At 68.8% G+C, this 21,085-nt stretch carries 24 protein-coding genes; 15 read left to right on the plus strand and 9 right to left on the minus strand.

What is annotated here, in order from left to right:
- The first annotated feature begins 78 nt into the window (after positions 1 to 78).
- The 3 genes from AB0I35_RS18950 to rpmF are packed head-to-tail and all read left to right on the plus strand — an operon-like array spanning position 79 to position 1,826.
- The gene (locus AB0I35_RS18950; RefSeq protein ID WP_357397391.1) at positions 79 to 1,383 is read left to right on the plus strand and encodes a GTP-binding protein; all 1,305 of its coding nucleotides are present in this window, start codon (positions 79 to 81) and stop codon (positions 1,381 to 1,383) included.
- The gene (locus tag AB0I35_RS18955) at positions 1,380 to 1,646 is read left to right on the plus strand and encodes a type B 50S ribosomal protein L31 (RefSeq protein ID WP_225278644.1); all 267 of its coding nucleotides are present in this window, start codon (positions 1,380 to 1,382) and stop codon (positions 1,644 to 1,646) included. The genes AB0I35_RS18950 and AB0I35_RS18955 overlap by 4 nt, the downstream gene beginning before the upstream one ends.
- 3 nt (positions 1,647 to 1,649) lie before the next feature.
- Positions 1,650 to 1,826: a 50S ribosomal protein L32 gene (rpmF, locus tag AB0I35_RS18960; RefSeq protein ID WP_067485420.1), complete on the plus strand. Its 177-nt coding sequence runs from the start codon at positions 1,650 to 1,652 to the stop codon at positions 1,824 to 1,826.
- A 119-nt stretch (positions 1,827 to 1,945) separates the two neighbouring features.
- Here the strand turns inward: rpmF and AB0I35_RS18965 are convergent, their stop codons facing one another.
- The 6 genes from AB0I35_RS18965 to AB0I35_RS18990 form a co-directional block, all read right to left on the minus strand.
- Positions 1,946 to 2,170, minus strand: a complete 225-nt coding sequence (locus AB0I35_RS18965; protein ID WP_067485421.1) for a hypothetical protein — start codon at positions 2,168 to 2,170, stop codon at positions 1,946 to 1,948.
- Between the two features lie 496 nt (positions 2,171 to 2,666).
- Positions 2,667 to 3,446 carry an MHYT domain-containing protein gene (locus AB0I35_RS18970; protein WP_357397393.1) on the minus strand — a complete coding sequence of 260 codons (780 nt, stop codon included), beginning with the start codon at positions 3,444 to 3,446 and terminating at the stop codon, positions 2,667 to 2,669.
- Entirely contained in the window at positions 3,439 to 4,065 is a 627-nt protein-coding gene (locus AB0I35_RS18975) for an ATP/GTP-binding protein (protein WP_225278646.1), read from the minus strand. The genes AB0I35_RS18970 and AB0I35_RS18975 overlap by 8 nt, the downstream gene beginning before the upstream one ends.
- Positions 4,046 to 4,417 (minus strand): DUF742 domain-containing protein, encoded by a 372-nt coding sequence (locus tag AB0I35_RS18980; RefSeq protein WP_067485423.1) that lies wholly within the window; start codon positions 4,415 to 4,417, stop codon positions 4,046 to 4,048. Before AB0I35_RS18980 ends, AB0I35_RS18975 begins: the two co-directional genes overlap by 20 nt.
- A gap of 6 nt (positions 4,418 to 4,423) precedes the next feature.
- A complete protein-coding gene (locus AB0I35_RS18985) occupies positions 4,424 to 4,828 on the minus strand; it encodes a roadblock/LC7 domain-containing protein (RefSeq protein ID WP_357148187.1) in 405 nt (134 codons plus the stop codon).
- Complete coding sequence (locus AB0I35_RS18990; protein WP_357397394.1) at positions 4,825 to 7,968, minus strand: ATP-binding protein; 3,144 nt, start codon at positions 7,966 to 7,968, stop codon at positions 4,825 to 4,827. The genes AB0I35_RS18985 and AB0I35_RS18990 overlap by 4 nt, the downstream gene beginning before the upstream one ends.
- 303 nt (positions 7,969 to 8,271) lie before the next feature.
- Between AB0I35_RS18990 and AB0I35_RS18995 the strand changes: the two genes are divergently transcribed.
- The 9 genes from AB0I35_RS18995 to AB0I35_RS19035 all read left to right on the plus strand — a co-directional run bounded on the left by AB0I35_RS18995 (position 8,272) and on the right by AB0I35_RS19035 (position 16,199).
- The gene (locus AB0I35_RS18995; RefSeq protein WP_067485428.1) at positions 8,272 to 8,958 is read left to right on the plus strand and encodes a response regulator transcription factor; all 687 of its coding nucleotides are present in this window, start codon (positions 8,272 to 8,274) and stop codon (positions 8,956 to 8,958) included.
- A gap of 9 nt (positions 8,959 to 8,967) precedes the next feature.
- Entirely contained in the window at positions 8,968 to 10,425 is a 1,458-nt protein-coding gene (locus tag AB0I35_RS19000; protein WP_357397395.1) for a HAMP domain-containing sensor histidine kinase, read from the plus strand.
- 88 nt (positions 10,426 to 10,513) lie between these two features.
- Positions 10,514 to 11,788: a trypsin-like peptidase domain-containing protein gene (locus AB0I35_RS19005; RefSeq protein ID WP_357397396.1), complete on the plus strand. Its 1,275-nt coding sequence runs from the start codon at positions 10,514 to 10,516 to the stop codon at positions 11,786 to 11,788.
- Positions 11,788 to 12,330 (plus strand): MogA/MoaB family molybdenum cofactor biosynthesis protein, encoded by a 543-nt coding sequence (locus AB0I35_RS19010; RefSeq protein ID WP_181696798.1) that lies wholly within the window; start codon positions 11,788 to 11,790, stop codon positions 12,328 to 12,330. Before AB0I35_RS19005 ends, AB0I35_RS19010 begins: the two co-directional genes overlap by 1 nt.
- Before the next feature lie 4 nt (positions 12,331 to 12,334).
- Entirely contained in the window at positions 12,335 to 12,526 is a 192-nt protein-coding gene (locus tag AB0I35_RS19015) for a hypothetical protein (RefSeq protein WP_067485436.1), read from the plus strand.
- Between the two features lie 524 nt (positions 12,527 to 13,050).
- A complete protein-coding gene (locus AB0I35_RS19020; protein ID WP_357397397.1) occupies positions 13,051 to 13,728 on the plus strand; it encodes an MspA family porin in 678 nt (225 codons plus the stop codon).
- A gap of 66 nt (positions 13,729 to 13,794) precedes the next feature.
- Positions 13,795 to 14,454, plus strand: a complete 660-nt coding sequence (locus AB0I35_RS19025; RefSeq protein WP_357397398.1) for an MspA family porin — start codon at positions 13,795 to 13,797, stop codon at positions 14,452 to 14,454.
- Positions 14,455 to 14,799: 345 nt separating this feature from the next.
- Positions 14,800 to 15,468, plus strand: a complete 669-nt coding sequence (locus tag AB0I35_RS19030) for an MspA family porin (protein ID WP_357397399.1) — start codon at positions 14,800 to 14,802, stop codon at positions 15,466 to 15,468.
- A 62-nt stretch (positions 15,469 to 15,530) separates the two neighbouring features.
- Positions 15,531 to 16,199 (plus strand): MspA family porin, encoded by a 669-nt coding sequence (locus AB0I35_RS19035; RefSeq protein ID WP_067641774.1) that lies wholly within the window; start codon positions 15,531 to 15,533, stop codon positions 16,197 to 16,199.
- Between the two features lie 86 nt (positions 16,200 to 16,285).
- On the opposite strand, the gene AB0I35_RS19040 is transcribed toward AB0I35_RS19035, so the two are convergent.
- The 3 genes from AB0I35_RS19040 to AB0I35_RS19050 all read right to left on the minus strand — a co-directional run bounded on the left by AB0I35_RS19040 (position 16,286) and on the right by AB0I35_RS19050 (position 18,003).
- Positions 16,286 to 16,951, minus strand: coding sequence for an SAF domain-containing protein (locus AB0I35_RS19040; protein WP_357397400.1), 666 nt, complete (start codon positions 16,949 to 16,951; stop codon positions 16,286 to 16,288).
- Between the two features lie 86 nt (positions 16,952 to 17,037).
- Positions 17,038 to 17,334, minus strand: a complete 297-nt coding sequence (locus tag AB0I35_RS19045; protein WP_357397402.1) for an FmdB family zinc ribbon protein — start codon at positions 17,332 to 17,334, stop codon at positions 17,038 to 17,040.
- Between the two features lie 69 nt (positions 17,335 to 17,403).
- On the minus strand, positions 17,404 to 18,003 hold the full coding sequence (locus AB0I35_RS19050) for a 5-formyltetrahydrofolate cyclo-ligase (RefSeq protein WP_357397633.1): 600 nt from the start codon (positions 18,001 to 18,003) through the stop codon (positions 17,404 to 17,406).
- Between the two features lie 87 nt (positions 18,004 to 18,090).
- Between AB0I35_RS19050 and AB0I35_RS19055 the strand changes: the two genes are divergently transcribed.
- Genes AB0I35_RS19055 through AB0I35_RS19065 form a run of 3 tightly spaced genes read left to right on the plus strand, consistent with a single transcriptional unit; the run spans position 18,091 to position 20,986 of the window.
- Positions 18,091 to 19,017, plus strand: a complete 927-nt coding sequence (locus AB0I35_RS19055; RefSeq protein ID WP_357397404.1) for a UTP--glucose-1-phosphate uridylyltransferase — start codon at positions 18,091 to 18,093, stop codon at positions 19,015 to 19,017.
- Between the two features lie 46 nt (positions 19,018 to 19,063).
- Positions 19,064 to 20,323, plus strand: a complete 1,260-nt coding sequence (glp, locus tag AB0I35_RS19060; protein ID WP_357397405.1) for a gephyrin-like molybdotransferase Glp — start codon at positions 19,064 to 19,066, stop codon at positions 20,321 to 20,323.
- 12 nt (positions 20,324 to 20,335) lie between these two features.
- Positions 20,336 to 20,986: a GNAT family protein gene (locus AB0I35_RS19065; RefSeq protein ID WP_067485934.1), complete on the plus strand. Its 651-nt coding sequence runs from the start codon at positions 20,336 to 20,338 to the stop codon at positions 20,984 to 20,986.
- The last annotated feature ends 99 nt before the right edge of the window (positions 20,987 to 21,085 follow it).

Consider the following 21,085-nt stretch of genomic DNA (forward strand, 5'->3'; position numbering starts at 1 on the left):
CCATTTTCGACAATGCTTATTCCGCACTGTACCGTTGCCCTCGAAGTAAATGAAAATCGTTATCGAAAGGGGTACCGGGTGCTTGACCAGTCCGACCGGAGAACACCCGTGGTGCTGCTGGCCGGTTTCGCCGGACCCGCCATGACCGGCGTCGAGCACATCGCGGCGGTGCTGAGCGAGGATGCGGGCACGGTCGTCGTGCACCACGACCTCGCCGAACTGCGCGAGGGCGTGGTCCGGCGCACGGTGCGCACCGCGGGCAACGTGACAACCACGGTGCTCGAGCTGGCTCACGGCTGTGTGTCGTGCACGCTGCGCGCCGATCTGCTGCCAATGCTGTGCACCCTCGCCGCCCGCGAGCCGGTGCGGCGCATCGTGCTGGCCCTCGACCCGGCCATCGAGGCCGAGGCGCTGTGCCACGCGATCGAGACCGTCGAGGTGACCGGTGTCGCCGACCGGGTCGACGGCCCCGCCGGCCGGAATGTGCGCATCGAGGCCGTGCTGACCTGCGTCGACGGCAACCAGTGGCTCGCCGACGCCACGGGTGACGAGGCACTGGCCGACCGTGGTCTCGCCTCGGCCGACGACGAACGAACCGTCGCCCAGGTGGCCGTCGGCCAGGTCGACTTCGCCGACGCGCTCGTGGTGCTCGCCGACGGGGTGGAGCCCCTCGACCGCGAACGCCTCGACGCGGTGCTCACCCGGCTGGCGCCCGGCGCACCGACCGCCTGGCTTCCCGACCTGTCCGGCTTCGACGCCGTGGAGATCGGCGCGCTGCTCACCCGCGTGCCCGACTATGCCCGGCGCGGCCGTATCTTCGACGCCCACGCACCGCTGCTGCGCGGTCAGCCGCCGCTGAGCACCGACTGCGGTGTGTCGATCATCGAGTTCGCCGCCCGCAGGCCGTTCCATCCGGCCCGGCTGCACGACGCCCTCGATGTGCTGTTCGACGGTGTGGTCACCGCGCGCGGCCGGATCTGGCTGGCCACCCAGCCCGACCAGGTGGTGTGGCTCGAGTCGGCGGGCGGTGGGCTGCGCGTCGGCGGGGCGGGCAAGTGGCTGGCCGCGATGACGCCCGAGGAGCAGGCCGAAGTCGATCCGGCGCGGCGCGCGATGGCAGCGCTCGGCTGGGACGACCGGTTCGGCGACCGCGATGTGTCGCTGGTGATCCTCGCCCACGACGCCGACCCCGCCGAGATCCGGCACGCCCTGCACTGGGCGCTGGTGGAGGACGACGAACTGCTGCCCGTCGATCGCGCCCCGGAGCGGGTCGCGCTGTGGGAGGACCCCGTCGGCGAATGGCACGAAGACCCGTGCGCCGACCCCGCCGAGGCTCCGGCCGCGGCGAGCGAGCGCACCAACCCGAGAGGAGAAACGGCATGAAAGCGGGCATCCACCCCGACTACCACCCGGTCGTGTTCGAGGACGCGAACACGGGCAAGAAGTTCCTGACCCGGTCTACGGCGACCAGCGACCGGACCGTCGACTGGGAGGACGGGAACACCTACCCGCTGCTCACCGTCGACGTGACCTCGGACTCGCACCCGTTCTGGACCGGCACCGCGCGCAACCTCGACACCCAGGGCCGGGTGGAGAAGTTCGAGCGCCGCTACGGCAAGCGTTCGCGCCCGGGCAAGGAGGGCTGAGGCATGGCGGTTCCCAAGCGCAGGATGTCGCGCTCGAACACCAGGAGCAGGCGTTCGCAGTGGAAGGCCGAGGCGCCGCAACTCGTCCCGGTGACCGTGGCGGGTGTCGAATATCGGGTGCCACGTCGTATCGTTGGTGCCGTACGGAAGGGCCTGATCGATCCCGCGCGGATCTCCTGACCTTCTGTGAGGTGTTCGAGAGCCGGTTCGGAGGGGACAACCCGAAGCGGGGTATCGGACAAAATGCAACGGCCTGCCCAGGTATGAACCAGGGCAGGCCGTTGTCAGCCGCCGATGTTTCAGCCTTCTTGCTCGGCGAGGGCGACCAGGGCGACGGCGAGCTTGATGTACTTGTTGGTGCCGAGGTCGGCGATGGTCTTGATCTTCAGCGCGTCGAGCAGCTGCTGATCGACGCCTGCGGCAAGCCCGGCGAGGGCCGACGGCGGCGCGGACAGGATTTCCTTCAGCGTCTTGTTCTCGTATTCCTTGTCGAGAACTTTGTCGAGCACCACGTTGACGGCCATGCGAACTCCTTCGAACGAACCTTGGATGTGCCGGGCGAGACGAAAGCGCCCTGGGGGCACGATAACCCGCGCGAGGCCCGGATGTGGGCCTAACGCACCGTCTGCGGGGTGAGCTGGAAGACGGGGTGTCCAGGGGGCTTACTGGCCACTGGTAATGCCTGGTCAGGAGCTTGTCCGGGAGGTCGGGGCAATCGCCCGGTTACCGGTGTGGCGCATGCCACGTGGACTTGCCGCCCGGAAAAGCTTGCCGAACGATTGCTGAATGCCCAGATACCAACTCGGGGTTTGTTTTTCGGCACAGGAAAATTCCTGAATCACTGATGCGTAGTCCTGCACGGGTATGTACTCTCGTGCGGGAGGGCGGGTTCTCCTACCAAGGAGAACCCGCTCATCGCCACTTCAGGGGCGGTTTTCGCCCGAATCCACCACCGCCGGGCCGCATTCGGGCAGCGGGGCGGAAGACGGTAAAGATTCCGGCAAACCGGACGTTAGCCAGTTATCGCGCGCCGACGGTTTCGGCCTTCTCGGCGGCCTCGATGGCGTCGCGCCGATCGGGTGCCACCAGGATCGCCGTGATGGGCACCGTGAGGCCGAGCGAACCGAGCACGAACATCGGGAACACCAGGTCGAACAGCTGCAGCCCGTCGGGCGTGCGAGCGCCGGGGTTCACGTCGAATTCCAGCGCGCCGACCGCGGTGTAGTACAGCGCCGCGACCCCAACGGCGAACAGCAACGACAGCACCGCGCGCAGGGCGATCAACCGCACCGTCTGACCGGCCCACAGCATGCCCGTGCACAGCGCCATCGACATCAGCAATACGAGCCCGATGAGGCCCAGCGACTCCTCCACGGTGCCCTGCACCGCGAGCGCGTCCAGGGTGAGATAGGTCGACAGACCGACACCCAGCCCCATCGTCAGCCCGCCGATCACGAGCCGAGGCAGATCCAGCTTGCGCCCGCCGATCAGGAATCCGGCGAACACGGCGATCACCGCGATGGCGGCCGAGGCCGTGCCGAGGGCCAGGTTGTAGCGCACCGCGCTGCCCTCGACGTGAATGCCGAGCAGCGCGACCGAATTCGCCAGCCACAGGCCGACGCCCCCGAGCGAGACGGCGGCCATCGTGAGCCACACGATGCGGAACCGCACCGAGTACTTGGCGTGGCGCACACACGCAAACGCGACGACCGCGCCGACGGCCGACAGATCGAAAGCCAGCCACGCCACACCCGTACCGCGACCGAACACCTCCGCTCCGGTCGCGAGCAGATCAACCACGCCTGCCAGCTCCCTCGAATTGCTGCGGCTCGAGCTGGGCGATGGCGTATTCGGTCACCGCCGCCAGCGCCTGACGCACCTCGACGGCGTTGCGGGCGTCGATGTCGACGATCGGGATGCCCTCGCGCACCGACAGCGCTTCGCGCAGTTCGGCGATCGGGAAACGCGGGGCGTTCGGGAAGCGGTTCACCGCGATCAGGAACGGCAGCCCGCGCGCCTCGAAGAAGTCGACGGCGGCGAAGCTGTCTTCCAGCCTGCGGGTGTCGATCAGCACCACCGCGCCGATGGCACCGCGGATCAGGTCGTCCCACATGAACCAGAACCGCTTCTGGCCGGGCGTGCCGAACAGGTACAGCACCAGGTTGCCCGGCAGCACGATGCGGCCGAAGTCCATCGCGACGGTGGTGGTCTCCTTCTCCGGCGTCTCGGCGAGATCGTCGATGCCGTCGGAGAAGTGGGTCACCATCGCTTCGGTGCGCAGCGGAACGATCTCCGACACCGAGCCGACGAAGGTCGTCTTCCCGGCGCCGAAACCGCCCGCCACCACGATCTTCGTCGAGGCGACCCGTTGCTCGGGTGCCTGCTGGCGCGGTGCGCCCTCAGAGGCCACGGAGTCCACGCAAAGTCCTCTCCATCAGTGATCGGCGTTCGTCGTAGCTCGCCTGCTCGGTCAGCGTCGAGTGCACTCGAAGTATCCCGCCCACAACGAGATCGCCGATCATCACCCGGACCATACCCAGTGGGCGTGACAGGTATGCCGCTATCTCGGCGACCGAGAGGCGATGTGTGGCCAGGCGCACTATCTCACTTCGTAGATCGCCTGCGGGCCATTCCAGGTGTGCGGTATAGGAAACCGTCTCCACGACCGCCTCCAGTGGAAGCGCGATCGCGGGTTCGGTGCGGCCTGCGGTCAGGGCATAGGGCCTGACGCGTGTGGTCGGCCGGATTTCGGATCCGTACGGGCTCGACATCTCACCTCAGCCGGCGGAGCGGGCGGTGGCGGTGACCGCCGAGCCCACCCGGTCGACGAGCAGTGCCATCTCGTAACCGATACGGCCGATGTCATGGCTCTTGTTGGCCAGAACCGCCAGGTGCGAACCGTTTCCGACGCTCATCACCAGCAGGTAGCCGCGCTGCATCTCGACGATCGACTGCATCACCTTGCCGCCGTCGAACAGTTGCGCCGCACCGGCGGACAGGCTCGCCAGACCCGCGGTCACCGCGGCGAGTTGTTCGGCGCGGTCCGCGGGTAGATGCGGGCTGGTCGCCTGCAGCAACCCGTCGGCCGAGACCAGCACCGCGTGCGAGACGCCGGGCACGTCCCGGGTGAAGCGGGCGACCAGCCAGTTCAGATTCTCGTCTGTGGGGTGCGCGTTGCTCATTCGAGGCCTCCGTCGTTGTACTGGATCTCGGCACGGCCACTGCGGACGCCGCTGAGATGTCGGGTCAAGTTGTTGCGGATCTCCTCGGGATCGCGGGCGCCCGCTTCCTCGGCGGGTGCCAGTCCGCCGGGCACCAGCTGTGCGCCCGGTTTACGGATCGGCAGGCCACCGGAGGTGCGTGCGGAGGTCGGCGGCTTGTCCGCACTGGCCGCCGCCGTCCATCCCGCGTCGCCGGGGGAGCTCCATGATGCCCCGTTCGACGCGGATTCGCTTGCGGCTGTGGAAGGTTCGACGAGCCACTCGGAAACCATGCGCTGATAGATCGGCGTCGGCGCCTCACCGTTGACCGGCTGCAACCTGGTCGAGGAGGTGGGCACGGGGTCCTGGGCGGCTTCCTCGCCGGGCTCGGCCTGCTCCGATGACGCGACGTCGAGAGGCTGCAGGCGCGCGGCGGAATCCGGTCGCCGCGCCGCCGCGTCGAGCGGTGCCGCGAGGGTGGGCGGCACCGCGTCGGAGTCCGATCCGCTGTCGTCGAGCCCGTGGCCGGTCGTCAGCGACGGATCCCGGGGGCGGTCATCGAGTGATTGCGGGGTCGCCTCGGTGGTGTCGGTGCGGCTGTCTCCGGGCAGTCGCGGGCGAGCCGACCGCGTCGCATCGGCCGGGTCGCGGGGCGCGTCGAAAGGTCGCGGGCCGGGCGACTCGGCAGACGCCGGACCGCCGTGGAGCGAATCCGGGTCGGTCGAGTCGGAACGGGCGCCACCGAGCGGTTGCAGGCGGACGGGCGCGGACGGGCTCGGCTCCGCCGTCGCGCGGCCGTTCGAATCGGGCTGCGGCGCTTCGTCGGAGCTGTCGCGGGTCGGCAGCGGCCAGTCGGTCGTCGGCTGGTCCGTCGTCGGCCGGACGGGTGGGGGAACCGGCCAGGACGCGGACGGGGTGCGCTGCGGGAGTCCGGTGGTCTCGGACTTCGGCACGGGTAGGTCCTCGACCGGGTGCTCGGCCCACAGCCCGCTCGGTGTCTCCTCGACGGGCTCGGGTTCGGGTGTTGACGCCGAAACCCGTTGCGGCAGTCCGGCCTTGGTGAGTGGTGCCCGGTATTCGCTCGCATCGTAGGCACCGGTGGTCGCACCGTACTGCGGCGGCACGAGCGCGTTCGCGGCCGGGATCAGCGGATTCGGCGCGCCCGCCGGGAAGGTCGGATTGGGACCGGTCGTGAATGCCGACGGGACAAGCTGATTCGGGCCGGTCGACACCAGCGGGTTGGGGCCGGTGGCCGGGCCCGACGAGGGCGGCGCGGGAGCCACGAGCGCACTGGGCAGATGCACGCTCGCGGTGATCCCCGGCTGCGGCGCCGAGCCGTTGGTGCGGCGCAGGCTCACGGTGATGGTGTGCCGCTTGGCGAGCCTGCCGACCACGAAAAGACCCATCCGGCGGGCGGTTTCGATGGTCACCTCACCACCGGAGGCGAGCCGTTCGTTGGTGGTGCGCAGATCGTCGGCCGACATGCCGAGGCCACGGTCGGTGATCTCGATCAGGTACCCGCCGTCGACGGCCCGGCCGACGATCACCGCCACCGACGTGCTCGGCGGCGAGTAGCGCAGCGCGTTGTCGATGAGCTCGGCGAGCAGGTGCTCGATGTCGACGGCCGACTCACCGGCGACCACACCATCGGGCACATTCCCGATCTCGACGCGCTGGTAGTCCTCCACCTGCGACACCGCGCTCCAGAGCATGTCCGACAGCGGTACCGGCGGCAGATGACCACGGCGCAGCGCGGTACCGGCGAGCACGAGCAGGTTGTCGCCGTTGCGGCGCATGCGGGTGGCGAGGTGGTCGAGGCGGAACAGGGTCTGCAGGCGCGAGGGGTTGTCCTCGTCGTGCTCGAGTTCCTCGATGAGCGCGAGCTGCTGCTCGACCAGTGACTGGCTGCGCCGCGACAGCGTCTCGAACATGTTGCCGATCTGCAGGCGCAGGCGCGCCTGGTCGGCGGCCAGGTTGAGGGCCTGCTCGTGCATCTCGTCGACGGCGCGGGCGAGCTGGCCGATCTCGTCGGTGGAGTGCACGCCCACCGGCGCGATCTCGGGGGTCGCGCCGCCGCTGCGCACCACGGCGAGTTCGTCGGGCAGCTTCACATGGGCCACCTCGAGCGCGTCGCGGCGCAGCCTGCGCACCGGCACGACCAGCGTGCGGGCCACCGCGAGTGCCAGTGCCAGTCCGGAGAGCAGCATGCCCAGGACAAGGGTGGCCTCACGCAGCGCGGCGGTCTGGGCGGTCGAGGTGTTGAGGTCGAGGGTCTTGTCGATCTCGTCGAGCAGACCGGAGATGGTCGCCGCGTAGGTGTCGGCGCTGACCTGCAGGGTGTTGAGCACCGCCGCGTTGGTCGTCGGGTCGCCGTTGTTCTGGCTGAACACGCTGATCCTGGTCTGGACCGCGTCGAGCAGCGAGGCCATGCTGCCCGCGTTGCCGGGCAGGATCATCGCGTAGGTCTTGATCATGGTCTGCTCGGAGCCGAGCTCGACCAGCATCCGCGCGCGAGCGCTCTGGCTCGTTCCGGCGTCGGGCGACACGACGAGCGTGCGTTCCCGGGTGAGTACCCGCCGCGCCTGGTGCAGCGCGGTGAGCTGCAGGAAGTAGCGCTGCACGACGTAGTCCTCGACCACCGGGGTCTTGGCGAGGGCGTTGCCGATGCGTTCACCGATCTCGTCGGTCTGTTCGCCGACCATCGCGGGCGACCCGCTGCGCACCGTATTGCGCAGCGTGGCGCCGGTGGTGGTCGCGGCGGTGAGTTCGTCGGCGACGGCTCGATCGATGCTCGCCATGCGCAGCGCGCTCTGTACCTCGGCGAGGGCTTGATCGTAGGTGGTGAGCGCGGCGTCGGTCTGTGGGTCGGCGATCGCACCCCAGTTGGCGGTCGCGGCGACGGCGAGTTGTTCGGTGGCGGTGGCGAATTTGACGACGGGCCGGATGACGGCGGCCTGTTCGGTCGCCGCACCGAGTTGGGTCATGGTCTCGAGTTCGGCATTGATGCGCAGCACGGCGAACGTGGTCGCGAGCATCACCGGCAGCACGAGAACCACACCGACCTTGCGCGTTACCGACCAGTTCGACAGGCTGAATTGCCAGGAGCGCGATGCAGGTTCCATCCGCGTGCGTTGCCTCTGCTTCCACGTGTGACCCCGGCCCGCGCGGGGGAGGTCGCGGACCGATGCGAGCGCAGAACCAACTGAAGGTCTTCTTTTATCGCAGGAAAGATACCGTGCCAGGTGGTCAACGGCAATCCGGGCCTGATATGCCGATATTCGCCGAATATGCGCTGAGGCGACGACGATTCGACCCGCTCTGTCAAGACTCACAACATACGACGCGGCGCCCGGCGTGGCCGCGACGATCGGCGCCGCGACGGCCCCTCTCAGTACGTTCTCAGTCGGTAACGGCAAACTGAGCACATGCGCATTCTGGTTGTCGACGACGATCGTGCGGTGCGGGAATCACTGCGCCGATCACTGAGCTTCAACGGCTACACCGTCGACCTGGCCGTCGACGGCATGGACGCTTTGGAGAAAGTCACAACAGCCAGGCCCGATGCGCTCGTTCTCGATGTGATGATGCCCCGTCTGGACGGCCTGGAAGTGTGCCGCCGGCTGCGCAGTACGGGCGACGATCTGCCGATTCTCGTTTTGACCGCGCGCGATTCGGTCTCCGAACGCGTGGCGGGGCTCGATGCGGGTGCCGACGATTATTTGCCGAAGCCTTTCGCGCTGGAGGAATTGCTCGCGCGTTTACGCGCTTTGCTGCGCAGGCGGGCACCCGATCTCGGCGAAGCATCCGAAGCCATGGTGTTCGCTGATCTGTCGCTGGACCCGGTCACTCGCGAAGTTTCGCGCGGCGAACGTTCGATCAGCTTGACTCGTACCGAGTTCTCGCTGCTGGAGATGTTGATGGCCAATCCGCGCCGGGTGCTCACCCGGGGGCGGATCCTGGAAGAGGTGTGGGGTTACGACTTTCCCACCTCCGGCAACGCGCTCGAGGTCTACATCGGCTATTTGCGGCGCAAAACCGAGGCCGACGGCGAGGAACGCTTGATCCACACCGTGCGCGGCGTCGGGTACGTGCTGCGCGAGACGCCTCCCTAGGCCGCGGGCATGGCACACAAGGAACCGGTGGTCGCCGGGCTCGGCCGTCCGCTCGACCCCGGCGAGATGCGCCCACCGATGCCGCTCACCCGCTCGGTGTCGCTGCGCTGGCGGGTCACCCTGCTGGCCGCCTCGGTGGTGCTGATCGCGGTGGCCGTCACCTCGATCGCGGCCTACGCGATGGTCGCGCGCGCCCTCTACGCCGACGTCGACGCCCAGCTCGAGGCGCGTGCGGCGACCATGATCAACAACAATTTCGAGTCGATCGGGTTCCAGTCGATCGTGCTCGCCGGGTTGTACTCCAACGAGGTCGGCGTCGCGCTGATCTATGCCGATCACAAGCCGTATATGCCGCCGCAGCAGACGATTCCGCCGGTCGGCGCCCAGGAACTGGCGGTGGCCGACGGCAAACTCAACTCCTCGCTGCGCACCGTCGGTGACCAGCGTGTGCTCGCGGCGCGCACGCACAGCGGCGCCACGCTCATCATCTCCCAGAAGCTCTACCGCACCCGCGAGGTGCTCGACCGGCTGGCGTGGCTGCTGTTCGTGGTCGGCGCCTGCGGTGTGGTGCTCGCCGCCGCGGCCGGTACCGCCGTCGGCCGCACCGGTCTTCGCCCGATCGCGCGCCTGACCGCCGCGACCGAGCGGGTCGCCCGCACCGACGACCTCACCCCGATTCCGGTCACCGGCGACGACGAATTGGCAAGGCTCACCGAGAGTTTCAACACCATGCTGCGCGCCCTGGCCGAGTCCCGTGACCGGCAGCGCCGTCTCGTCGCCGACGCGGGCCACGAGCTGCGCACCCCGCTCACCTCGCTGCGCACCAATATGGAACTGCTCATCGCCTCGAGCAGGCCGGGCGCGCCACGGGTGCCCGACGAGGACATGGTCGAGCTGCGCGCCGACGTGGTCGCCCAGATCGAGGAGCTGTCGACCCTCGTCGGCGACCTCGTCGACCTGGCCCGTGAGGACGCCCCGGAAACCGTCTACGAGCGGGTGGATCTCGGCGAGGTGGCCGAGCGGGCGCTGGAACGCGCGCGGCGGCGTCGTGCGGGCATCACTTTCGTCGCCGACCTGCTGCCCTGGTTCGTCTACGGCCACGAGGCGGGCTTGGAACGCGCGGTGCTCAATGTGCTCGACAACGCGGCCAAGTGGAGTCCGCCCGACGCGGTCGTGCGGATCACCATGCGCCCCGCGGGCCCGGGACTGCTGGAACTCGCGGTCGCCGACGCGGGCCCCGGTATCCCGCCGGGCGAACGCGAGCTGGTGTTCGAACGCTTCTACCGGACCACCGCGTCCAGGTCGATGCCCGGTTCCGGGCTCGGGCTCGCGATCGTGAAACAGGTGGTGACCAAGCACGGCGGAACCATCGCCATCGACACCTCCGATCGGGGCGGCGCCCTGGTCCGCATCGTTCTGCCCGGTGAGGCGGCGCCCGCGGCAGTGGAACCGGACGAGGCACCGTGAACCGAGTCTCGGGCAACTGACGGGCCGGTCTCAGGCGCTTCTCAGTAGCCGTCGCCAAGCTTGTCGGCAAGCGTGAGAGAAGGTGACCATGAACGACGATCCCCAGCAGCGGCCCGCCGACCATCCCCTCGGCGGCCACGGCCCGGGACAGGCGGATCACCCCGCCACCGTGCCGGGTAGCCACCCGTATGGGCCCGCGCAGCACGGCTACGTACCCCAGCCGTACCCCCAGCAGCCCTACACCGCCCCGCCCGCGGCCCCGCGAAAGCCGTTGCGGCTCGGCTTGATCGCCGGAGCCACCGCGCTGGCGCTGGTGAGCGGCGGCGTCGGCGGCGTGGTCGGCGTGCTCGCCGCCGACTCCGATCCGGCGCCGGTGACCAACGCGCTCGAGGCGCCACGACCCGAGGTGAACAACGCCGCCAACGCGCCCGCCGGGTCGACCCAGGCGGTCGCGCAGCGGGTGCTGCCGAGCGTGGTGATGATCAAGGTCGCGGGCACCCGCGCCTCCGGTGAGGGGTCGGGAGTCGTGCTGTCCTCGGACGGGCTGATCCTGACCAACAACCACGTCGCCGCGGGCGCCGGATCGGGGGCGAAGATGGAGGTGGTGTTCAGCGACGGCAGCACCGCGCCCGCCACCATGATCGGCGCCGACCCGGTCTCCGACCTGGCCGTCATCAAGGCCGACAAGACCGGCCTCACCCCGATCGAACTCGGCACCTCCGACGGACTCGCGGTCGGCCAGCCGGTGATCGCCATCGGTTCGCCGCTCGGCCTGGCAGGCACCGTCACCACCGGCATCGTCTCGGCGCTCAACCGGCCCGTCTCGACCAGCGGTGAGGGCACACCCAGCCAGGTGAACCCGGTCATCGACGCGATCCAGACCGACGCCGCGATCAACCCGGGCAACTCCGGCGGCGCGCTCGTCGACGGCCAGGGCAAGCTCATCGGCATCAACACCGCCATCGCCAGCCTCGGCGGCGAGATGTCGGGCGCGCAGAGCGGGTCCATCGGCCTCGGCTTCGCCATCCCGGTCGACCAGGCTCGCCGCGTGGCCGACGAACTCATCAAGACCGGCAAGGCCACCTACGCCCAGATCGGGATCAAACTGCGTCCGCTCGACACGGCCGCCCGGGTACTCGAGGCGACCCCGGACGGGCCCGCCGCCAAGGCGGGTATCCCGGCGGGCGCGATCATCACCCGCCTCGACGATCGGCCCATCGATTCCGGTGACGCGCTGATCGCCGCCGTCCGTTCCCGCCAGCCAGGAGACACCGTGAAGATCACCTACACCGACGAACAGGGCGGAAACGCCAAGACCGTGGACGTCACGCTCACGGCCGCCGCGGCGGAGAGCGGCCGATGATGCGATCGAACGCGGCACTGTCGTGCGTAGGCGCTACGGTGATGACCATGGACATCGATGCTCCCGTGGCAGGGCGGGCACTTGTAGTGGTCGTCGACGACCGGACGGCGCACGGCGGCGTCGACTCGCTCGGCCCGCTCGTCACCGAATTGCTCAACGAAGCGGGCTTCCTGGTCGACGCCTCGGTGACCGTGCAGGCCGACGAGGTCGAGATCCGCAACGCGCTCAACACCGCCGTCATCGGCGGTGTGGACCTGGTGATCTCGGTCGGCGGCACGGGTATGTCGCCGCGTGATGTCACCCCCGAGGCCACCGCCCAGGTGCTCGACCGGGAACTGCCCGGCATCACCGAGGCGCTGCGCGCGTCGGGCCGCGTGGCCGGATCGCTCGACGCGGGTCTGTCGCGTGGGGTCTCCGGTATTTCCGGCAGCACCCTCGTGGTGAACCTGCCGGGCACCCGCTCGGCGGTGCGCGACGGCATGGCCACCCTCGGCCCGCTGGCGAGCCGGGTGATCGGCGAACTCTCCGGTCTGGACGAGTGATTCGATGAACGCGTCGGACAGCACATCGCCCGAGGAGCGCGAGGCCGCGCGGCGCAAGGCCGCCGAAGCGGCCCGGCTCGCGCGGATCTTCGGCGATGTGCTGCCCGAAACCACCGCTGACGAGCGCGGGGACGGTTCGCGCGGTTCCGATGACGACGAGTGGCTGCGTTCGCAAATACCGCCGCATCACGGGTGACCGCCCCGTTATCTGCCTTTCCCGCTACGTGATAGCCAACCGGGGTTAATCCAGTATTAACCCATTGCGAAGCGGCTACATTTTCCGAGGACCACACTTCATGTGTGGTCCTTTGTCGTATAAGCGACGGTTTGCGGTCCGGGAAGCGGAGCTGTTCATCCCACTTGACAAACCCGAAGCTCAAGGCATTTATGCATGTCAAAGCATGTGGCGATGTATGAACTTGTGCTGGGTGTCACAGTGAAATTTACGAACTCTACGGTTGCTGGAACCAGAACGCAGCGTTTAATGTTCGCCATCCAGACCCACCACAATCGGTCCCCGCAGTACTCAACTTCTGTGCGTTGAACATCCGGTGCAGCCCTACCCTCGGGTAGCTCCGCCGACCCCGGCCGTATCGCCGAAATAACAGTCGGTTACGTAACGGCAACAAAGGGGCGACACACTGAGCTGGGCCTGTGAGGTCCACCCGTCCGGTCACGAAAGCCGAGACCGGCTGTTAGAGAACACTGATGAGGGGAAGTATGAGCGAGAACCGCACCACCGGTGTGCGCCGCGGCGCCCGTGCCGCGGGCGTCGGCGCTGCCGCGGCCGCCATGGCCATCGGCCTGCTGTCGACCGGTGCCGCCAACGCAGATACCTTCGTGCCGTTGCCGGACGGTCAGAAGGCAGGCCCCGGGGTGACCATCACCCGCACCGGCGAGCACGCCCTGATTTCGCCGTCGATGGCGGCCAACGGCGCAGGTCGCGTCGTGTGGGTCTCGGGCTCGGCCATCGCCGACGTCACCGCGACCCCCGAGGGCGAGGCAGGCCCCTGGAACGGCCCGAGCGGCCGCGACGGCTCCAACAACTCTTCCTCGCACGGCACCTCCATCCTCAGCACCGGCTACATCGTCGGTTGCCAGGTGAGCATCGCCGACGACGCGATCGGTGCCGGTGTGTCCGGCGGCGTGAGCACCGGCGGCGTCAACGCGGGTGGCTCGATCGGCGTGAACCTGGGCCCGGGCGAGGTCAAGTTCGTGCAGATCAACTCGAAGGACATCGTCAAGGCGGGTGTCTACGCGATCGATTACCAGGACGCGGAGATCGAGATCCAGGGCTGCGCCGGTTACGCGCAGGCCCGGGCGTACACCGTGGTCGAGATCATCGGCGACCACTACTCGAAGACCACCCTGTACGGCATGCCGTTCAGCATCGGCTGACGTCTTTCGAACCGGTACGAATCCTCTTCTCGCTACGGCGAACTCACTCCTCGAGGGACAAATCCTATGATCAACCGTAAGTTCATGGCGCGGATGGCGGGCGTCGGCGCCGCGGCCTCCGTGGCTGTCGGCCTGCTCTCCACGGGCGCGGCCAATGCCGATACCTTCGTGCCGCTGCCGGGCGGCCACATCACCAAGACCCTGTCCGACGGCACCGTCGTCGACATCAGCCTGGTCGGCGAGTCGGCCCTCATCAGCCCGTCGATGGGTTCCACGCCGGTGCACCGCAACGCGTGGGTGTCGGGCAGCGCGCAGGTCACCGTTTCCACCGGTGGCGCGGGCAAGATCTACCCCGGCTACACCGTCGGCTGCCAGGTGAACATCGCCGGCGGCGGTGTCTCCGGTGAGGGCAATGTCGAGTCCGACTGGGAAGGCAATGCCGCGGGCGGCGTCGGCACCGGCGGCGAGCTCTCGCTCGGCCCCGGCCAGGCGAAGTCGTTCTACGTTCTCGACATCGAGAAGGCCGACGACTACGGCAACGAATCGCACAGCAAGAACAACAAGTTCAAGAACGGCAGCGGCTCGGTGACCTGGTCGGACACCACCATCGGCCTGTCCGGCTGCGCCGGCTACGCGCAGGCTCGTGCCTTCGTGAGCGTCGAGGTCGAGACCGACAATGTGATCAGCTGGGTCACCCTGTGGGGCCAGCCCTTCAGCCTCGGCTGATCGGTTCGATTTCCGAACCCCTGACGGGCCGGTCGCTTTCGCGGCCGGCCCGTTCTGGTGAGCACGTCATCCGCCTCGGCGCTGGACATCGTGGGGGTCGCTCATTATGTTTGTTGCGAATCGGCCGCACTCGCGGTCGGATTCGTCCGCGTTTCGTTCGCCGATCGGCTGAGCTCGCGCCGATCCGGTGACCGCCAGCTTCTCGATCCACCTCCCGGCGGGACCCTTTTCGTCCTGTTGCCAGCGGTGCTTTGTCCTTGTGGCACACCCCAGCTGGGTCCGGGCGCACTACAGATATCGGCCTCGATGGTCGAGGTCGATCTTGCGTACACCTCGAGGGGAACAATGAGCGAGAACCGCACCAACCGTGTGCGTCGCGGCGCCTGGAGCGCAGGCGCCGCGGTGGCGGTGGCGATCGGCCTGCTGTCGGCCGGTGCCGCCGACGCCGATACCTTCGTGCCGCTGCCCGACGGTCATAAGGCAGGCCCCGGTCTGAGCATCACCCGCGTGGGCGAGAAGGCGACCATCTCGCCCTCGCTCGCCGCCAACGGCGCGGGCCGGGTGGCCTGGGTGAGCGGCAGCGTCGTGGCCGATGTCCAGCAGACACCGGAGGGCGAGCCCGGGCCGTGGAACGGTCCGTCCGGTCGTCCCGGCTCCAATAATTCGTCCACACACGGCACTTCGCAGCTCAATACCGGTTACATCGTCGGTTGCCAGGTGAGCATCGCCGACGACGCGATCGGTGCCGGTGTGTCCGGTGGCGTGAGCACCGGCGGCGTGAGCGCCGGCGGTTCGATCGGGCTCAACCTCGGCCCGGGTGAGGTCGCGTTCGCGCAGATCAGTTCGAAGGACATCACCAAGCCCGGCGTCTACGCCATCGACTATCAGGACGCCGAGATCCAGGTGCAGGGCTGCGGCGGTTACGCCCAGGCCCGCGCGTACACGGTGGTCGAGATCATCGGCGACCACTACTCCAAGACCACGCTCTACGGCATGCCGTTCAGCATCGGCTGAACCGGACGACCGCCGAAAACCCTGCCAGCTCGATCGAATTCACCCTCGAGGGGTCTACTGAGATGATCAATCGCAAGAGTATGACGCGGGCGGCGGGAGTGGCTGCCGCCGTGTCCTGCACCATCGGGCTGTTCTCCGTTGGCGCCGCCCATGCCGACACCTTCGTGCCGCTGCCCGGCGGCGAGATCACCAAAACGCTGTCGGACGGTACCGTCGTGAACATCAAGATGGTCGGCGAATCGGCCACCATCAGTCCGTCGATGGGTTCGACTCCGGTGCACCGCAACGCGTGGGTGTCGGGTAGTGCCCAGGTGTCGGTGTCCGGTGGTGGTGACGCGTCGGGCGGCAAGATCTACCCCGGTTACACCGTCGGCTGCCAGGTGAATATCGCCGGTGGTGGCGTGAGCGGCGAGGGCGAGGGCGCGGTCGACGACCAGGGCAACCCGTCGGCCGGCATCGGCACCGGCGGCGAACTGTCGCTCGGACCGGGCCAGGCGCAGTCGTTCTACGTGCTCGATCTCGAGAAGGCCGACGACTACGGCAACGAATCGCATTCCAAGAACAACAAATTCAAGGGTTCCAACGGCTCGGTGACCTGGGCCGACGAAACCATCGGCCTGTCCGGCTGCGGCGGATACGCGCAGGCGCGTTCGTTCGTGAGCGTGGAGGTCGAGACCGACAATGTCATCAGTTGGGTGACGCTGTGGGGTCAGCCCTTCAGCCTCGGCTGAAATATCGGCGGCCGGGGGCCGCGGTTCTCGGTGACGTTGGCCGACGCGGCCTGAAACGCAGCAGTCCTGCCTGCGAACCGCGTCGGTCAATGGAACACCACGGTCAGCGCGGTGCGTAACGAAGCACCGGCCACGGCGGTCGCGTACTCGGTGGCCAGCGCGACGAGCACCACCCGTTCTGCCCTTCGGTCGGCCGTCGCGGTGACGAGCACGACCGCCGCATCGGTGGCGAGGACGCGCGCGGCCGGATCGCCACCCGATCCACCCGCGTCGTCGACACCGACCACGTCCACCCGGTCGCCCGCGCGCAACACCTCGGCCACCGCCGAGTCGGCCAATCTGATCGGCACGATGCGGGCGTCGTCGGTGCCCGCCGCGGCCGCTGCCAAGCGGGGACCGACCACCCGGAGATCGGTGAACATCTCACCCGCGCGCATGGCGCCGGTGAGGGTGGCGCCGAGCAGGGGAGCGGTATCGGTGGCGAAACCGGCGGGCAGCGTTCGGGTTTCGTGCTGATCGACCCGTATGTCCGCAGCGGTGAGTACCCGTCCCGGTGACAGGTCATGGGCCGCGACCACTACCGGTTGCCGCGCCCCGCCCGGGTCGCCGCGCACGAAAAGGACGATGGCGACAACGGCGAGCGCGGCGGCCACGATGCGCCGCACCAGCAGGGCATCGGCCCAGGCCGGGCGATTACCGAGGGCGAACCGCCAGGAGCTGCCACGTCCCAGGTCGGCAAGGCTGCGAGTCATGCCCGAAGCCTAGGAACGCGGCAACAGCACCGACAACGGCGAAAGGCCCGCCTGTGGACAACTCGGGGGTGTGGAGAACTCTTCGCTCAGCTGGCGGCGGCGGGAGCGGCGGCGCTCGACGACGACCCGTTCGAGGACGACCCGCTCGTCGAGGAGTTGCCGTTACCGTCCGAGGACTTCGCGGGCTCGCTCGCGGTCGACGCGCCACCCCGGCTGTCGGTGCGGTAGAAACCGCTGCCCTTGAACACAATCCCGACCGAGTTGAACAGCTTCCGCAGCTTCCCCGTGCACTGCGGGCATTCCGTCAGTGAATCCTCGGAGAAGGACTGAACGATGTCGAAGCGGTTGTCACACTCGGTGCACGCGTACGAATAAGTTGGCACAGGATCCTCCGCAAGTCTCGTCGATCTAGCACTCTACCGCCGACACTGCCAACCTCGCCAATCGCCGTTTCATTCCGCCGCTCGTGCGCGGGGATCACCCAGCTCGCTCAGGCCCGCCTCGGGCGTCAACGCCCAGCCCATCCGATGGTCGTGCGGTTCCTCGGGCAACTCGACCACCAGTTCGATGTCCCGGACCACCGCGATCAACCGCGCGCCCGCGCTCGCCACGCCGAGGGTGCGGTCGTAGTACCCGGCGCCGCGTCCGAGGCGCACGCCGCGCCGATCGACCGCGAGTGCCGGGACGAGGATCGTGGCGGCCTCGGCGACCACCGGGGGCGGCAAGGTCTCGGTGATCGGTTCGAGCAGGCCGTAGCGCGCGGGGCGCAGCGAATCGGCGCCCGCGTAGTGCGCCCAGCTCAGCGGTCCCGGCTCTCCGGTGACGGGTAGCAACACTGTGGCGCCGCGCTCGCGCAGCGCGTCGAGCATGCGCAGATCGCCCGGCTCGGTCTTCGTCGGCACGTAGGCGCACACCACCTCATCGGCCCCGGCCAACAGGGCCGCGGTGGCCGCGAGGGCACTCGCCTCACGGGCGTGTTCGGCGGGTCCCATGGCGGCCCGGGTGGCCAGGATCTCACGTCGCCACGCATATTTCGTGCGCTCACCGGGCATCTCCACAGCGACCACCCTAAGCTCTTGCCGACGCCGGATCGTCGCGACGGGCGATCGGACGGCACGCTGAATGGATAGGGTATGCGCATGACAGACAAGACTTCCGGTTTCCGCACTGCGGTTGTCCCCGCGGCCGGACTCGGAACGCGGTTTCTGCCTGCGACCAAAACGGTGCCCAAGGAACTGCTGCCGGTAGTCGACACGCCCGGCATCGAACTGGTCGCCGCCGAGGCCGCGGAGTCCGGCGCCGACCGCCTCGTGATCGTCACCTCGCCCGGCAAGGACGGCGTGGTCGCCCACTTCGTCGAGGACCTCGTCCTCGAGAGCACCCTTGCCGAGCGCGGCAAGTTCGCGCTGCTCGAGAAGGTGCGCAAGGCGCCGGGGCTGCTCGACGTCACCTCCGTCGTGCAGGAGGAGCCGCTCGGTCTCGGTCATGCCGTCGCCCAGGCCGAGCCCGTCCTCGACGCCGACGAGGACGCGATCGCGGTGCTGCTGCCCGACGACCTCGTGCTGCCGTGCGGTGTGCTCGAGACGATGAGCCGGGTCCGTCGGGAGCGTGGCGGCACCGTGCTGTGCGCGATCGACGTGCCGAAGTCGCAGGTCAGCGCCTACGGCGTGTTCGACGTGGAAGACCTGGCCGAGGGCGCGGAGGCCGATGTGCTCCGGGTGCGCGGCATGGTCGAGAAGCCCGACCTGGCCGACGCGCCGTCGACGCTGGCCGCCGCCGGCCGCTACCTGCTCGACCGCGCGATCTTCGACGCCCTGCGCCGCATCGAGCCGGGCGCGGGCGGCGAGTTGCAGCTCACCGACGCCATCGCCCTGCTCATCGCCGAGGATCACCCGGTCCATGTGGTCGTCCATCGTGGGTCGCGCCACGATTTGGGCAACCCGGGCGGCTATCTTCGAGCTGCCGTCGATTTCGCCCTCGAGCGGGACGAATACGGGCCGCAACTGCGCGAGTGGCTGAAGTTCCGGCTCAGCCCGGAATGGGACCCGCAAGCGCCGGTCGCGTAAAACGATGGGAACCGGCGAAGCCGTCGCCGATACACACAGGAGCTCGATGCGCTCGGTTGAGGATCAGCTGATCAAGGTCACCGCGGCAGCGGTCGCGCCCCGGCCGGTCCGGGTGGCGATTTCCGAGGCCCAGGGTTTGCTGTGCGCCGAGGACGTGGTCACCGAGCGGCCGTTGCCCGGCTTCGACCAGGCCGCCATCGACGGCTACGCGGTGCGCAGTGTCGATGTGAGCGCCGCCGGTGCCGAGGTGCGCGACGAAGAGGGCGAACTCATCGATCTCACCCTGCCGGTGGTCGGTGAGGTGGTGGCGGGTTCGCGTCAGCCGATCCGTCTGCAACCGAGGCAGACGGTGCGCGTCGACACCGGCGCGCCCATGCCGACCCTGGCCGACGCGGTGCTCCCAGTCGACTTCACCGACGGTGGCCGGGCCAGGATCAAGGTGTTCGAACCCGTCCGCTCCGGTGACTACGTGCGCCGCGTGGGCGACGACGTACAGCCCGGTGACGTGGCGGTTCGCGCGGGAACCATCATCGGCGCGGCCCAGGTCGGCCTGCTCGCCGCCGTCGGTCAGGACAAGGTGCTCGTGCATCCGCGCCCTCGGTTGTCGGTGATCTCCATCGGTGGCGAACTGATCGATATCGACCGCACACCCGGCCCCGGCCAGGTCTACGACGTGAACTCCTACGCGTTGGCCGCCGCCGCACGTGACGCGGGCGCCGACGTGAACCGGGTGGGCATCGTCAGCGCCGACCCACGTCGGCTGCGCGATGTGGTCGAAGGCCAGCTGGTGCGCTCGGAGGTCGTGGTGATCGCGGGCGCGGTCGGCGGCTGGGCCTCGGAGCAGGTGCGCGAGGCGCTCGACGGGCTCGGCGAGCTCGAGGTGGATCGGGTGGCCATGCACCCCGGGTCCGTCCAGGGCTTCGGGCGGCTCGGGCGCGACGAGGTGCCGACCTTCCTGCTGCCGTCGAACCCGGTGAGCGCGCTCGTGGTGTTCGAGGTGATGGTGCGGCCGCTGATCCGCATCGCGCTCGGGCGGCGTCAGCCGATGCGGCGAATCGTCAACGCGCGCACCATCACTCCCGTCACCTCGATGCCGGGCCGCAAGGGCTACCTGCGCGCCCAGCTGCTGCGCGACGAGGCCACCGGCGACTACCTGGTGCAGCCGCTCGGCAACGGCAACGGCGGCTCCTCGCACCTGCTGGCGACGCTGGCCGAGGCGAACAGTCTGATCGTGGTCGAACCCGACGACACCGATTTCCGCACCGGTGACGAGGTGCGGGTCGCGTTCCTGGCGCAGCGCGGCTGAGAAGTGGAGTCCATGAACGTCTTCCGGGCCGGTCAGCATCCCGGGTGGCCTGCTCGTCTCGGTCCGGTGATCGTGGCCGGCGGCCAGGTCACGTTGCGGCCGGTGCGTTTTCGCGACGCCGCCGCCTGGAGCCGGATCCGGCTGCGCGACCGCGACCACCTCGAACCGTGGGAACCGACCGGCCGCGGCAGTTGGGAGGCACGCAACCACGCCTCCAACTGGCCGTCGCTGTGGACGAGCCTGAAGGCCGAGGCGCGACGCGGGGCGATGATCCCGCTGGTCATCGAGGTCGACGGGCAGTTCAGCGGGCAGCTCACCATCGGCAATATCGTGCGCGGGGCGCTGCGGTCGGCCTGGATCGGGTACTGGGTGGCCAAGGATCTCGGCGGCCAAGGGGTGGCGACGGCGGCGCTCGGGCTCGGGCTCGACCACTGCTTCGGGCCCGTCGGCCTGCACCGGGTGGAAGCCACGGTGCGGCCGGAAAACCTTGCCAGCCAAGCCGTTCTGCGCAATGTGGGGTTCCGGGAAGAGGGTTTGCTGCGTCGTTACCTCGACGTCGACGGCGCCTGGCGCGATCACCTGCTGGTGGGCTTGACTGTCGAAGAGGTCATGGGCACGGTCGTGGATCGCCTGGTCAGGGAGGGTCGAGCGGCGCTGCCGTGAAAATTCTGTTACTCATGTGGCAGGTGTGCACGGCGCGCCTGCCACACGGGCGCGCGTGCCCGAATTAACCTACGGACGTCGGTAGTGCGTCCACGGACG

It is taken from the genome of Nocardia sp. NPDC050378 (assembly GCF_040655675.1).
GTDB classification, from domain to species: Bacteria; Actinomycetota; Actinomycetes; order Mycobacteriales; family Mycobacteriaceae; genus Nocardia; species Nocardia coubleae.